The sequence below is a fragment of the Pseudomonas sp. B1(2018) genome, assembly GCF_003097365.1.
GTDB lineage: Bacteria > Pseudomonadota > Gammaproteobacteria > Pseudomonadales > Pseudomonadaceae > Aquipseudomonas > Aquipseudomonas laurylsulfatiphila.
Map to the genome: position 1 here is coordinate 32091 of NZ_PYUK01000010.1, position 13677 is coordinate 45767.

The following is a 13677-nucleotide window of genomic DNA, read 5'->3' on the forward strand; positions in this document are numbered from 1 at the left end:
GGGGAGGGCACTGGATGCCCTCCCTTTCTCATTCCGTTCAATTGCCCAATGGGCATAGGGGGGCAGCAGCGTACTGGAGCTCACTAAAGCAGGTTGGAATCGAACTCCTGGTTGGGCCCGCGCATTGTTGCGGGACGGCACCGAATGACGGTGACGAGCGGCAGGGGAAAGACGGTTGCTCCCACCGTGTCCGAGTAAAACCGCAGATTTGCGGACGGCACTGAACCTGTGGGAGCGGGCTTGCCCGCGAAGAACGATAATGCGGCCCACCTGACGGAACACAAACGCCCTACGGCACTTGCCATAGCCCTTACGTTAACGTAAAGATTGCGGCAGGGCGCCGACGTATGAAGGCGCAAGGGCGGACGACCCGGAGCGCTTGATGACGCTGATAAAAACAAACTCCCCCAAACTGCATCGCGAAGCCCGGCTGGCCCGGGAAAAGCTGCACCTGGAAGGCGAAGTGCCGGATGGCGTCCTGCGTGCGGAAATCGATGCCTCGTGGCGACGCAGCCTGAGCCATGGCGTGCATTTCAATGCCAAGCACGAGCTGGCGCTGGAATCGAGCGCCAGCCTGGACCTGTTGCTGGCCAGCAATCGCCTGCTGATCGACGCCGCGTTGCCGGCCATCGATTACCTGGCCGAGCGTCAGGGCAAGGAAGGGCTGATCATCCTCGCCAACTCCGACGCCACCATCCTCGCCGTCGAAGGCCGCGCCGATCGCCTCAAGGGCAGTGGCCTGCAGGACATCACCCTCGGCGCCTGCTGGAGCGAAGCGGTCCGCGGCACCAACGCCCTCGGCACGGCACTGGTGGAAGCCCGGCCGACCCTGATCGATTGCGGCGAACATTATCTGGATCGCCTCAGTGATTTTTCCTGCACTTCGGTGCCGATCCATTGCCCTCAGGGCGACATCCTCGGCGTTCTCGACCTGACCCGCGAAGGCCCGCTCGGCCGCGCCCACGACAGCACCGCGCTGCTGGCCATGGCCGTCAGCCAGATCGAAAGCCGGGTGTTCAACGCCAGTTACCCGGACGAAATCGTCCTCGCCTTCCACAGCCGTCGCCAATACCTCGAATCCCCGTGGCAAGGCCTGCTGGCGGTCAGCCTTGGCGGGCAGATCCTCGCGGTCAGCGCCCAGGCTTGTCAGTTGCTCCACGCCGAGCGCTCGGCCCTGGTCGGTCGGCGCTGCGAGGAGTTTCTCGGCGTCGACGGTCTGCAATTGTTGGCGCGCCTGCATCAGGGCGGCACCGGCAGCCTGCAGACCGCCAAGGGTGAATTCTTCTATAAAACCCTGCGCGCGCCGCAACGCTCGATCAACGTCGGCAGCCCGCCGCGCACTGTGGCGAAACCGGCCAAGGCGCAACCGGATCTGGAAGCGCTGGCTGGCAGCAATACGCGCTACGCCCGTGCCTTGCGCATGGCCCGTCAAGGGTTGGCCAACGAACTGCCGGTGTTGTTATTGGGCGAAACCGGCACCGGCAAAGAGGTGATCGCCCGCGCCCTGCACATGGCTGGAGCGCGCTGCGACAAACCCTTCGTGGCGGTGAACTGCGCGGCCATTCCCGAGGGCCTTATCGAGTCCGAACTGTTCGGCTACCGCGAAGGCGCGTTCACCGGTTCACGCCGGGGCGGTATGGTCGGCCGCCTGCAACAGGCCCATGGCGGCACCCTGTTCCTCGATGAAATCGGCGACATGCCTTTGGCTTTGCAGGCCCGACTGTTGCGGGTGTTGCAGGATCGCAAGGTCGCGCCCCTGGGCGCCGGCGAAGAGCAGGACATCGACGTCGCACTGATTTGCGCTACCCACCGTGACCTCAAGCGTCTGGTGGAAGATAAACACTTTCGCGAGGACCTGTTCTACCGGGTCAACGGCATCAGCGTGATGCTCCCGGCCCTGCGCGAACGCGAAGATTTCGCCGCGCTGGTCAGCCGCCTGCTGGTGACACTGGGCGCACCCGCCGTGGTCCTGCACGATGATCTCGATCGCTTGCTCAGCGGTTATCACTGGCCGGGCAACATCCGCCAGCTGGAGATGGTCCTGCGCACCGCGCTGGCCATGCGCGAACCGGGTGAAACCGTGCTGACCCTCGACCACCTGCCCGACAGCATGCTCGACGAATTGACCGCCAGCGAACGCCCCCAGGCCGGCAGCATCCGGGAAAACGAACTGGAGCTGATCCGCCAGTCCCTGGACGCGCATCAGGGCAACGTCTCGGCCGCCGCCGACGCCCTGGGCATCAGCCGCGCGACCCTGTATCGCAAGCTCAAACAGTTGCGCTCCTGATGCAACGCCTGATCGTCCGGCTGATCGACAGCCAGAACCCCGAGGCCTTGCAGGCGTCGCTGCGCTGGCTGTACAGCTTCGTGCGCCCCCATCGCCTGGCGATTGCCGGGCTGCTGGGCCTGTCGGTCTGCGCTTCGGCGTTGGTGCTGGTGCAGCCGTGGCTGACCAAACTGTTGATCGACGACGGCCTGCTGGCGCGCAACTTCCCGATGCTGGTGCTGATCGCCGGGCTGATGATCGTTGCCGGGTTATTGGGCACGGTGCTTTCGGGCATCAACCGCTACCTGCACACGCGACTGTCCGGGCGCATGCTGTTTGCCCTGCGCGATGACCTGTACCGGCATCTGCAAACCCTGTCGCCGAGCTTTTACGGTCAGCGGCGCATCGGCGACCTGATGTCGCGCCTCGATGGCGACGTCGCGGAGATTCAGCGGTTCGCCGTGGACTCGCTGTTCTCGGCGGTGTCGAGCGTGATTGGCCTGGTGGTTGCCATCGCGATGCTGGTGACGCTGTCCTGGAAACTGTCGCTGCTGGCCCTGGTACTGATCCCCCTCGATGTCCTCTGGTTGCGCTGGATGCGGCGCAAGGTCGAGCGTGATGTGCGGCAGCTACGCGAGCGTTCGGCGGACATGTCGTCGTTCATGGTCGAGACCTTGCCGGTGATGAAGTTCATCCAGTCCGCCGGCCAGCAACAGCGCGAAGCACGGCGCCTCGAAACGCTGGGGCAGGGCTACATGAGCCAGTTGCTGCGCCTGCAAGTCACCGAGTTTTTCACCCAGGCCGTGCCCGGCACGCTGACCTCGCTGTCCCGGGCCTGCGCCTTCCTGATCGGCGGATACTGGGTGGTGCAGGGCACCTGGCAGCTCGGTGCGCTGATTGCGTTTTCCACCTACCTGGGGATGGCCGTGGGGCCGGTACAGAGCCTGCTCGGGCTCTACGTGGCGATTCAGCGGATGACCGTCAGCCTCGGCCGGGTCATGGAGTTGCGCGGCGAACAGCCGACCGTGTCGACGCCTGCCAGACCACGGCCGATGCCCGATGGCGGCGATCTCTGGTTCGACAACGTGCACTTCGCCCACCCCGGTCGCCAATCGACCCTGCGCGGTATCGAAGCGCGGATTCCCTACGGTTTGAAAGTGGCCCTCAGCGGCGGTTCGGGCGTGGGTAAATCCACCCTGATCGACCTGCTGCAACGGCATCACGATCCGCAATCGGGACGGGTGCTGCTGGGCGACGTCGATGTGCGCGAGCTGGACCTGTTCCAGTTGCGTCGACGCATTGCCATCGTCAGCCAGGACATCGTGCTGTTTCGCGGCAGCCTCGCCGACAACCTGGCTTACGCGGTGCCGGACGCCAGCCGCCAGGCGATTACCGAAGTGGCGCGCCTGGCGCAACTCGACAGCCTGATCGAGTCCTTGCCCGAGGGCCTCGACAGTCCGCTGGGTGAGCGCGGCCAGCAGTTGTCCGGTGGACAGAAGCAGCGCATCGCGATTGCCCGGGCGCTGTTGCAGGACCCTTTGATTCTGGTGCTCGATGAAGCGACCTCAGCGGTGGACGAAGCCACCGAGCGCGAAGTCATCGACGCCATCGACCGCTTGTTTGCCGCACGCACGCGCATCCTGATCAGCCATCGCCCTTCAACCCTGGCCGATGCCGATCTGCGGTTCGAATTGCTCGACGGCGTGCTGACCTCGAAAACGGTGCTGCATGAAACCTGAGTTGCGTGTGGGTGTGGTGGACAGCGGCCATTCGGCGGCGCAACGGGTGCAAGTGATCGCCGGTCGACGCTTTTCATTGCTCGAAGACGGCCTGGCCGAGGGCGACTTGCGCGAGGATCCGCTGGGGCATGGCAGTGCGGTGATCGAGGCGATTGGCCGGCGTGCACCCTCGGCGCTGTTCTGCGTGGCCCAGGTGTTCGACCAGCGCGGTGTCACCAGCGCCTTGCAGATCGCCACCGCGATTGACTGGCTGGTGGCGCAGAACGTGCGACTGATCAATCTGAGCCTCGGCCTGCGCCAGGATCGCAGCCTGTTGCGCGCGGCCTGCGCGGCAGCGGTGGCCCGGGGCGTGCTGTTGTGTGCGTCGAGTCCGGCCCAGGGCGAAGGGGTGTTTCCGGCCAACTATCCGCAGGTGCTGCGGGTGACCGGCGATGCGCGCTGCGCCGAGCAGGAGTGGTCGTGGCTCAACAGCGCCCAGGCGGATTTCGCCGCCTGTGTGCATGGCACGTACCCGGGGCAATCCGGGGCGAGCCTCGGTTGCGCCGCGTTGAGCGGGCACATCGCCGGGTTCCTCGTCGAGCAGCCTGATGCCTGCAACGAGCAGATCATCGAGTTTCTGCGACAGAACGCACGTTATCGTGGCCCCGAACGGCGTTTCGGGCCATGACAGCGATTGTGATTCTGGGTGCGGGGCCGGCGGGCGCGGCGGTGGCCTTGGGGCTGCGGCGAATGGGTTACGCCGTGACACTGGTCAGCGAGTGGCGCCGCTTTGCTGCGCTGGAAGGCGTGTCCGTGCGGGTGTTGGAAGCGTTACGCGGCGCGGGCCTGCAACAGGCGTTAGCGCAAGCGGCGTTGCCTTCGCAGCGACAGGTGAACTGGAACGGCCAGCAGCATGCGCAGAACGTTGAATACCTGCTTGATCGCCCGACCTTTGATCGCGGCTTGCGCGAGGATTTGCGCTTGGCTGGAGTTGATCTTGTTGAAGGTCGAGTGCTGTCGGTACAGACCTGCGCAACCGGACATCAAATTGAAATCGACGGCCACGAGTCGCTGGTAGCGGACTTTCTGGTGGAGGCCCGCGGACGCCAGGCGCCGACCCTCGGTAAAGGCTTGCGCGGACCGGAGACCGTCAGCCTGCTCAATCGCTGGCAGGGCACGCCGGGCAGCACCGCCAGCGCCGTGGAAAGCCTTGCCGACGGCTGGGCGTGGATGGCGCGCCGCGCCGACGGCCAGTGTTACTGGCAATGGACGGTGGACGTGGCCAGTGCCGGGTTGCCGGGCAAGGCCATGTTGCTCGATTACTGCCGGCAAAAACGTGGGGAGTCGGCAGTGGCCCGTGTTTTTTTCGGCGGCGAACCTGAACTGGATTTGCAGCTGCATGCCCGCAGCAGCACGGCGATTCTCCACCCGCAGGTGTGCGGCGATAACTGGATTCGGGTCGGCGATGCGGCGATGGCCGTGGACCCGTTGTCGGGCAATGGCATCTTTCAATCGCTCTCCTCGGCGTTGCAGGCGCCGACGGTGATCAACACGCTGTTGTGCAAACCCGAACGAACGGCTCTGGCCCGGCGCTTCCACCAGCAGCGGGTGGAACAGCTGTTCCTGCGGTTCGCGCGGATCGGCCGGGATTTCTATGCCGATGAGCAGCGTTGGCTGGATCAGCCATTCTGGCAGGCCCGGCGGCAATGGCCGGATGCTGAAATCGCCCATGCCGAGGCCGATTTCAATGCGCTGAGAATCGAACGCGCACCGGTGTTGCGCGATGGTTTTGTCGACGAGGCCGAGGTGGTGATCACGGTGGATCAGCCGCTGGGGATCTGGCATGTGCAGGGGGTGGAGGTGGCGCCGCTGGTGCGGCGGTTGCGCAGTGAACCGGCTGAGCAGGTGTTGGCTGGGTTAACCACAGAACAGGGAAGGATGGTCAGGAGTTGGTTGTTGGCTCAGGGATTCAAACCCTGATATTTGAGCCGTCTCGACCGGCCTCATCGCGAGCAAGCTCGCTCCCACAGTGGACTTGTGTTGAGCCATGATCCTGAGATCGACGCAAAACCCTGTGGGAGCGGGCTTGCCCGCGAAGGCGGCCTAAAGGACGCTACAAATCACAATTTGATCAACACCGACTTCAACTCGGTGTAATGCTCGATCGCCGCATACCCCATCTCACGCCCGACCCCGGACATCTTGTAGCCGCCGAACGGCAACGCCGGGTCCAGCGCGCTGTGGCAGTTGACCCACACCGATCCCGACTTGATGCGCGGAATCATCCGGTGCACCGCCGCCAGATCATTCGACCAGATACTCGCCCCCAGGCCGTAGGGACTGTCATTGGCCATGCGCAGGGCATCGGCTTCGTCGTCGAACGGAATCGCCACCAGCACCGGGCCGAAGATTTCTTCCTGCACCAGTGAGTGCTTCTGATCGACATCGACAATCACCGTCGGCTTGACGAAGAACCCCGGGCCGAACTGCTCACCACCGCAGGCGATGGTCGCGCCGCTTTCCCGGCCCTTTTCGATGTACCCGTACACGCGCTCCTGCTGGCGCGCCGAGATCAACGGGCCCATGTCGACGCTCGGGTCCAGGCCGTTGCCGAGTTTCATCGCGTTGGCGATGTCGCTGATGTCCGCCACCACATTGTCGAAGTGCTTGCGCTGCACATACAGCCGCGAACCTGCGCAGCAGACCTGGCCCTGATTGAAGAAAATCGCGCTGGCGGCCCCGGCCGCCGCGGTTTTCAGGTCGGCGTCGGCCATGACGATGGTCGGCGACTTGCCGCCCAGTTCCAGGGTGACCCGGGTCATGGAGTCCATGGCGATCTTGCCGATCTGCTTGCCCACCGCGGTGGAGCCGGTGAAGGTCAGCTTGTCCACCAGCGGATTGTGGGTCAGGGCGGAACCTGCGGTGATGCCGGTGCCGGTGACCACGTTGAACACGCCTTCGGGATAACCGGCCTCCAGCACCAGCTCGGCGAGTTTCAGTGCGGTCAGCGGGGTTTCATCGGCCGGTTTGAGTACAACCGTGCAACCGGTGGCCAGGGCCGGGCCGAGTTTCCAGCAGGCCAGCAGCAGCGGGAAGTTCCAGGCAACGATGGCACCGACCACGCCCACCGCTTCACGACGGATGAAGCTGTGGAACTGATCGTTGGGCATCAGCGGTGCCGACACGTCAACCGTCGAGCCTTCGATCTTGGTCGCCCAGCCGGCCATGTAGCGCAGGAAGTCGATGGCCAGTTGCACGTCCATCACCTGGGCCACGGCCGCGCTTTTACCGTTGTTCAGGCATTCCAGTTGCGCCAGCAGCTCGGCGTCGCGCTGCATCAGGTCGGCGAGTTTCCACAACAGGTTCTGCCGCTCCCGGGGGCGGGTGCGGGTCCAGGAGGAATCGTCGAACGCCTGGCGGGCGGCGAGTACAGCGCGGTCGACATCCTCCGGCGTTGCCCGTGGCACCACGCACAGCACTTCACCGGTGGCCGGGTTGTGCAGGGGCATGGTCTGGCCGTCGGCGGCCTCGACCCAGTCGCCGCCGATGAGCATGCGCGGGGCGCGCTGGATGAACGCCGAAGTGGCGGGAAGCAGGTGTGGGAGCGACATGATGAAACCTCGTCTTGTTCGTGTGGCGAGGTCTTTCGCAATGGCTGTGCCAGTTGTGCTTGTTTGATTGGAACCCTGATCGGATGGGCCTCTTGGGCTATTTGCCGATGACAGGGGAACAAGTGAGCGTCGCAAATTGCGACAGTGAGGATCAAAAGATCGCAGCCTGCGGCAGCTCCTACACGAAAATCGCCGCACACCTGTAGGAGCTGCCGCAGGCTGCGATCTTTTGATCTTGATCCTATGCTTGTCTCAGAGTGAAACAACTGTCGCGAAATTGGACGCCTGTCGTCTGCTTCAGAAGGCGCCAATAGCCCTGTATTTCAACTAAATGATTGATAAAGAACACTATTCATAAGCTGGCACGCTCCGTGTATTGCTCATCGCAGACGTTTCTCTTGCCTCCGTCAGCGGTTCACCGCCGGCGGCAGAAACCATAAAAACGCTAAGTCACAACAATAAGAACGCACCGTGCGAGGTTCGACGTTGATGAAGAGAAAACTCCGATCAGGCATGAGCGCCAGCCTGCTGGCCGTAGCGGCTTGCGTAGCGCTGCATTCGCCCTATAGCCTGGCAGCCCGCGACGCCCAGACCATCCTCAAGGAAACCTGTCAGGGCTGTCATACCCCCGAAGCCGATAACGGCCTGAGCCGCATCAGCCACCAGCGCAAGACGCCGGAAGGCTGGCTGATGAGCATTGCCCGCATGCAGACCATGCACGGGTTGCAGATCAGCGACGACGACCGTCGCACGCTGGTCAAATACCTGGCCGATACCCAGGGCCTGGCGCCGAGCGAAACCGACGGCGTGCGTTATGCGCTGGAGCGCCGGCTCAATACCGTCGAACAATTCGATGAGCAGACCAGCCAGATGTGCGGCCGCTGCCACTCCGGTGCGCGGGTGGCCCTGCAACGGCGGCCGGCCCAGGAGTGGGAGCGCCTGGTGAACTTCCACCTCGGTCAATGGCCGTCACTCGAATACCAGGCCCTGTCCCGCGACCGCGACTGGTTCGATCTGGCCCGCAAAGAGATGGTGCCGCTGCTGGCCAAGCGTTATCCGCTGGACAACCCGGCCTGGAAAAAATGGCAGAGCGCCGCACCGAAAAGCGAGGCGCTGGCGGGGGACTGGAGCTTCAGCGGTCACTTGCCGGGCAAAGGCGAGCTGGCCGGTGTCATGAGCGTAACCGCCGACGGCAGCGACACCTTCAAGGTCAGCGTCAAAGGCCAGTATGCCGACGGCACGCCATTCAACGGCGACGGCAGCGCGATTCTCTACACCGGCTATGAATGGCGCGGCAACGTGACCATCGATGGCGTGACCATGCGCCAGGTGTTCGCCGCGCAAGGCAATGCCATGCAGGGCCGGATGTTCGAGGCCGAACACGACGAGCGCGGCCTGGACTTCGTCGCCGCCAAACAGGGCTCCCAACGTTTGCTGGCGGTGCAACCGGGCTACGTGAAGGCCGGCAGCGAGACCGAAGTGACCCTGATCGGCAGCGGACTTTCCGGCAAGCCGAACTTCGGCAAAGGCGTGGAAGTGGTCGAAGTCGTCTCGCAGAGCCCGGAGCAGATCAAGGTCAAGCTCAAGGCCGCCGCCAATGCCCAGCCGGGCGCGCGTGCAGTCACCGTCGGCACGCTGAAAGGCCCGAGCCTGTCGGTGTACAGCAAGATCGACGCAGTCAAGGTCGTGCCTGAGTTCTCGGTGGCACGGATCGGCGAGGGTGGCGGTTCGACGCCGAAAGTCCAGGGCCGTTTCGATGCCGAGGCCTGGGGCAAGGGCGCCGATGGCAAGCCGTACCGCATCGGCGTTTTCCCGGCGCAGTGGAAGGTCGAAGCCTTCGACGACCGTGCCAAGGAAGACGAAGACGTCAAGTTCGCCGGCACCATGCAGGCCGACGCGGGCGTGTTCACACCGGGCGATGCCGGGCCGAACCCGGCGCGCAAGATGTCCACCAACAATGCCGGCAACCTCAAGGTGATCGCCGCCGTCGACGACGCAGGGAAGTCCCTGACCGGCGAAGGCCACATGATCGTGACCGTGCAACGCTGGAACAATCCACCCATTCCATGAGTTGACTGATCTCTCACGGTTTCAGACATCTTTTCGGAATGATCGCAGGCCCCGCCAAGCGGGGTTTGCACAGGAGGTTTGCAATGGGCGCTATCTTGAATCTGGTCGAACGCAATCTGCACGAAGTGCAGGTCGATGCCGACCGCATGCTGTTTCACATCCCCAGCAGTTCGCTGTTCGCCAGCGATGAACTGACGGGCACCATCATCGATACCCTGCGCGGCCCCGGCTGCTCCTCGGACGACCTGATCCAGCGCCTGGCCGCGCGCTTCAACGGCGAGGAAATCACCGAGACGCTGCGCGAGCTGATGGCCCTGGAGCTGGTCAGCGACGGCTCGCCGCTGACCCCGGACATCGCCACCAAACGGGTCGAGCGCACGGCGATCAACACCGTGGTGCTGAACGTCAATACCGGCTGCAACCTGAGCTGCACCTACTGCTACAAGGAAGACCTCGACAAGCCGTCGGCCGGCAAGAAGATGGACGTCGAAACGGCCATCGCCTCGGTGGAAATGCTGCTGCGCGAATCGCCGGACGAAGAGCGTTTCACCGTGGTGTTCTTCGGCGGCGAACCGCTGAGCAACCGCAAGCTGATCGAGTACATGGTCGATTACTGTGAGAAGCGTTTTCGCGAAGCCGGCAAGTTCGTCGAATTCGTCATGACCACCAACGCCACGTTGCTCACCGAAGAGACCGTGGACTATCTCAACGCCCACCGCTTTGGCTTGTCAGTGAGCATCGACGGGCCGAAGACCGTGCACGACCGCAACCGCATCACCGTGGGCGGGCAGGGCACCTATGACGTGGTGCGGCGCAAGGCCGAGATGCTGCTGTCGCGCTACAACAGCCGTCCGGTGGGCGCGCGGGTGACCCTGACCACCGGCGTCACCGATGTCGAGACCATCTGGGATCATTTGTTCAACGAGCTGGGTTTTGCTGAAGTCGGCTTTGCTCCGGTGACTTCCGGCGATATCAGCAGCTTCAACCTGACCAGTGATGAGCTGATCGAAGTCTTCGCTAGCATGAAACGCCTCGGTCGGCGCTATCTGGAAGCGGCGCTGGAGCACCGCAACATCGGTTTCTCCAACCTGCACCAGCTGATCACCGACATCCACGAAGGCCACAAAAAGGCCCTGCCGTGCGGTGCGGGCCTGAAGATGCTGGCGGTCGATCACAAGGGTGAGCTGAACTTGTGCCACCGCTTTACCGGTTCGAGCCTGCCGACCTTCGGCAACGTCCACAGCGGCGTCAAGCAGGTGGAGTTGAACGACTTCCTGTCCCAGCGCCTGGACCGCACCAACACCGGTTGCGAAGACTGTCAGATCCGCAACCTGTGCTCCGGCGGTTGCTACCACGAGAGCTACGCCCGCTACGGCGACCCGACGCACCCGACCTATCACTACTGCGAACTGATGCGTGACTGGGTCGACTTCGGCATTGAGGTCTACACCCGGATCATGGCCCATAACCCTGCGTTCATCAGCAGTTACATCACTCCGCGCAAGGCTCACTGATATGAAACATCTCAAGGCAATCAATAACAAGGCGTTGAAGCTGGATCAGGCCGCGGACGAGAACCGCATTGAGGAAGTGGTGGCCATGAGCTCCGTGGCGGGCTGTGCCTCGACCACCGACCCGGGCTGGGAAATCGATGCGTTCGGCGGTGTGTCGTCACTGTGCCAGCCGATGGAGGCCGACCTCTACGGGTGCTCCGACCCTTGCTGGTGGCCGGCCCAGGTGCCCGACATGATGAGCACCTACCCGGACTGGAACAAGGATGCCCAGGCGTCCAACGAAAACTGGCGCAACCTCGGCACTGTCTTCCCCAAGGACAAGTGATGCCCTTGAAAGCAGCGTATAACAAGAAGGATTCCAGCATGCACAGCATCAAAGCCTGCGGCCTGGCCGCGTTTGCCGTCCTGAGCAGTTGTTCGGTCAGTGTCCTGGCCGATGAAAACACCGCGCTGCAGGACGGTCACGAATACATGTTGACCACCAACTACCCCAACAACCTGCACGTGATCGACCTGGCCACCGACACCTTGTACAAGACCTGCAAGATGCCCGATGCCTTCGGCCCCGGCACCGTGCAACTGTCGCCGGACCGCAAGACCGCGTACGTGCTGAACAACCACTACGCGGATGTCTACGGCGTCGAACTGGACAGTTGCAAACAGGTGTTCCACGCCAGCATCACCCAGAAGCCGGGGGAGAAAGCCAGGTCGATGTTCGCCTTCACCCTCAGCCATGACGGCAAGGAACTGTTCACCATCGCCAACCCGACGCTGATGATGAACGACCGCTACGAAGTGCAGCAGCCTCGGCTCGACGTGTACAAGACCGACGCCGGGATGGATGCCAAACCGGTGCGCAGCTTCCCGGCGCCAAGGCAACTGACCATCATGCAGAGTGGCGACGACGGCACCCTGTATGTGGCGGGGGCGGACGTCTACAAGGTCAACGTGCAGACCGGCAAGTTCGACGTGCTGATCCCCAGCCGTCACTGGAAACGCCCGAACTACAGCGCGCCGGACGTGCTCTACGTGTGGAACCAGCAGACGTATCGGCACGACTTCTCGCTGCTCTACACCGCCGCGAAATTCAAGGACAAGAAGCAGGACCCGGCCACCGCCGAATACCTGTACGGCCTGTTCAGCGTCGACCTGAAAACCGGCAAGACCGAAACCACCGACTTCGGGCCGCTGACGGAAATCTATTTCAGCGGCATGCGCTCGCCCAAGGACCCGAACCTGATGTTCGGCGTGCTCAATCGCTTGGCCAAGTACGACATCAAGGAGAAGAAAATGCTCCAGGCGGCAACGCTTGATCACTCCTACTACTGCATTTCCTTCAACAAGGACGGCAGCAAGATCTACCTGGCCGGGACGTTCAACGACGTGGCGATCTTCGATGCCGACAGCCTGAAACAGACCGGCAGCATCAAATTGCCGGGCGGGGACATGGCGATTACCACGGCGCAGATTTTCGTCCGGTAATCGCGGCGACTGAACTGACGCCTTCGCGGGCAAGCCCGCTCCCTCAGTGGGGTTGTGGTGTGGTCACTCTTGTGTGAACACCACTGAACCCTGTGGGAGCGGGCTTGCCCGCGAAGAGGCCCGCAAAAACACTGAAAATCTTAAACCCCCGGCACCGGGCAACTCATATCCCCCTCCTGGCACTTCAGGTAGTTCTTGAACGTCTGAACCCGTGCCTTCGTCAGTTCCGTGGTGCAGTTGCTGTAGATCAGCGGATACACACTCCCGCCTTCCACCCCGGAGGCCGAGAACTTGCACTCGGCATCGCGGAACGCAACCCACGCCCGCTGCGCACCCACCAGCAGCTTCTTGTTGTCCGGGTTGCCCTTGAATCGCGAAGTGATCTGCTGGTACAGCGCATTCAACTCCTTGTCGGCGGCCGCATTCTGTTGCGCCGCGCACTGGTTCATCGTCGCCTGGTCGCTGGCGTTGTCGCAGTCCACGGCGACCGCCATGGAGGTGAACAGCAGAGGCGTCAATGCCAATAGTAAGCGTGGGTTCATGCCGGATTACTCGCTGTGACCGAATGTTGAGGTGCAGTGTAGCCGTGTGACGGATTCAGTCCGCTACGCTTGCCACTGCGCATGCTTTTCCACCAATGGGTATTCAAGCCAAGGCACATCATGAGACGTCCAGATATGCGCTTGGGGGGTCATTTTCGGGTCATCATCCAGTGTCGCCACACGAACAATCACGTGAGGCTGGGCCGGCCGCTCGGCCATCAGGTGTGAACCGCAGACCGAACAGAAATATCGAAACTTGCCCGGCGACGATTCGTAGCGGCTCAGGCGATCCTGGCCTTTGATCCAGCGAAAGTGCTCGCGCATGACCCCGGCGGTCGATGCAAACGCTGCCGCGTGAGCCTTGCGGCAGGTTTGGCAATGGCAGTGGCTGATGGGCATGTCGAGGCTATCGAGTTGGTATTCGATGGTTTTACACAGGCAACTGCCGCGCAGGTTTTTCATGGACGACTCCTT

The 13677-nt window shown here is 62.9% G+C and carries 11 protein-coding genes; 8 read left to right on the forward strand and 3 right to left on the reverse strand.

Features of this window, described 5'->3' with window-relative positions:
- The first annotated feature begins 382 nt into the window (after positions 1 to 382).
- Genes C9422_RS17075 through C9422_RS17090 form a run of 4 tightly spaced genes read left to right on the forward strand, consistent with a single transcriptional unit; the run spans position 383 to position 5964 of the window.
- Positions 383 to 2287, forward strand: a complete 1905-nt coding sequence (locus C9422_RS17075; RefSeq protein WP_116581461.1) for a sigma-54-dependent Fis family transcriptional regulator — start codon at positions 383 to 385, stop codon at positions 2285 to 2287.
- The gene (locus C9422_RS17080) at positions 2287 to 4005 is read left to right on the forward strand and encodes an ABC transporter ATP-binding protein (RefSeq protein WP_116581462.1); all 1719 of its coding nucleotides are present in this window, start codon (positions 2287 to 2289) and stop codon (positions 4003 to 4005) included. Before C9422_RS17075 ends, C9422_RS17080 begins: the two co-directional genes overlap by 1 nt.
- Positions 3995 to 4672, forward strand: a complete 678-nt coding sequence (locus C9422_RS17085; RefSeq protein ID WP_116581463.1) for a S8 family serine peptidase — start codon at positions 3995 to 3997, stop codon at positions 4670 to 4672. The genes C9422_RS17080 and C9422_RS17085 overlap by 11 nt, the downstream gene beginning before the upstream one ends.
- On the forward strand, positions 4669 to 5964 hold the full coding sequence (locus tag C9422_RS17090) for a tryptophan 7-halogenase (protein ID WP_116581464.1): 1296 nt from the start codon (positions 4669 to 4671) through the stop codon (positions 5962 to 5964). The genes C9422_RS17085 and C9422_RS17090 overlap by 4 nt, the downstream gene beginning before the upstream one ends.
- Positions 5965 to 6104: 140 nt before the next feature.
- On the opposite strand, the gene C9422_RS17095 is transcribed toward C9422_RS17090, so the two are convergent.
- Positions 6105 to 7595 (reverse strand): aldehyde dehydrogenase, encoded by a 1491-nt coding sequence (locus C9422_RS17095; RefSeq protein ID WP_007977837.1) that lies wholly within the window; start codon positions 7593 to 7595, stop codon positions 6105 to 6107.
- A 489-nt stretch (positions 7596 to 8084) separates the two neighbouring features.
- On the opposite strand from C9422_RS17095, the gene peaA reads away from it, so the two are divergent.
- From peaA to peaD, 4 genes are all read left to right on the forward strand, one after another.
- Entirely contained in the window at positions 8085 to 9665 is a 1581-nt protein-coding gene (peaA, locus tag C9422_RS17100) for a quinohemoprotein amine dehydrogenase subunit alpha (protein WP_116581465.1), read from the forward strand.
- 83 nt (positions 9666 to 9748) lie between these two features.
- Positions 9749 to 11179, forward strand: a complete 1431-nt coding sequence (peaB, locus tag C9422_RS17105) for a quinohemoprotein amine dehydrogenase maturation protein (protein ID WP_116581466.1) — start codon at positions 9749 to 9751, stop codon at positions 11177 to 11179.
- 1 nt (position 11180) lies between these two features.
- On the forward strand, positions 11181 to 11504 hold the full coding sequence (gene qhpC / locus C9422_RS17110) for a quinohemoprotein amine dehydrogenase subunit gamma (protein WP_007971075.1): 324 nt from the start codon (positions 11181 to 11183) through the stop codon (positions 11502 to 11504).
- A 38-nt stretch (positions 11505 to 11542) separates the two neighbouring features.
- Positions 11543 to 12661: a quinohemoprotein amine dehydrogenase subunit beta gene (peaD, locus tag C9422_RS17115; protein WP_116581592.1), complete on the forward strand. Its 1119-nt coding sequence runs from the start codon at positions 11543 to 11545 to the stop codon at positions 12659 to 12661.
- A 140-nt stretch (positions 12662 to 12801) separates the two neighbouring features.
- Here the strand turns inward: peaD and C9422_RS17120 are convergent, their stop codons facing one another.
- Both C9422_RS17120 and C9422_RS17125 read right to left on the reverse strand, forming a co-directional pair.
- Entirely contained in the window at positions 12802 to 13203 is a 402-nt protein-coding gene (locus C9422_RS17120; RefSeq protein WP_015094134.1) for a lysozyme inhibitor LprI family protein, read from the reverse strand.
- A gap of 63 nt (positions 13204 to 13266) precedes the next feature.
- Positions 13267 to 13665, reverse strand: a complete 399-nt coding sequence (locus tag C9422_RS17125) for a GFA family protein (protein ID WP_116581467.1) — start codon at positions 13663 to 13665, stop codon at positions 13267 to 13269.
- Between the last annotated feature and the right edge of the window lie 12 nt (positions 13666 to 13677).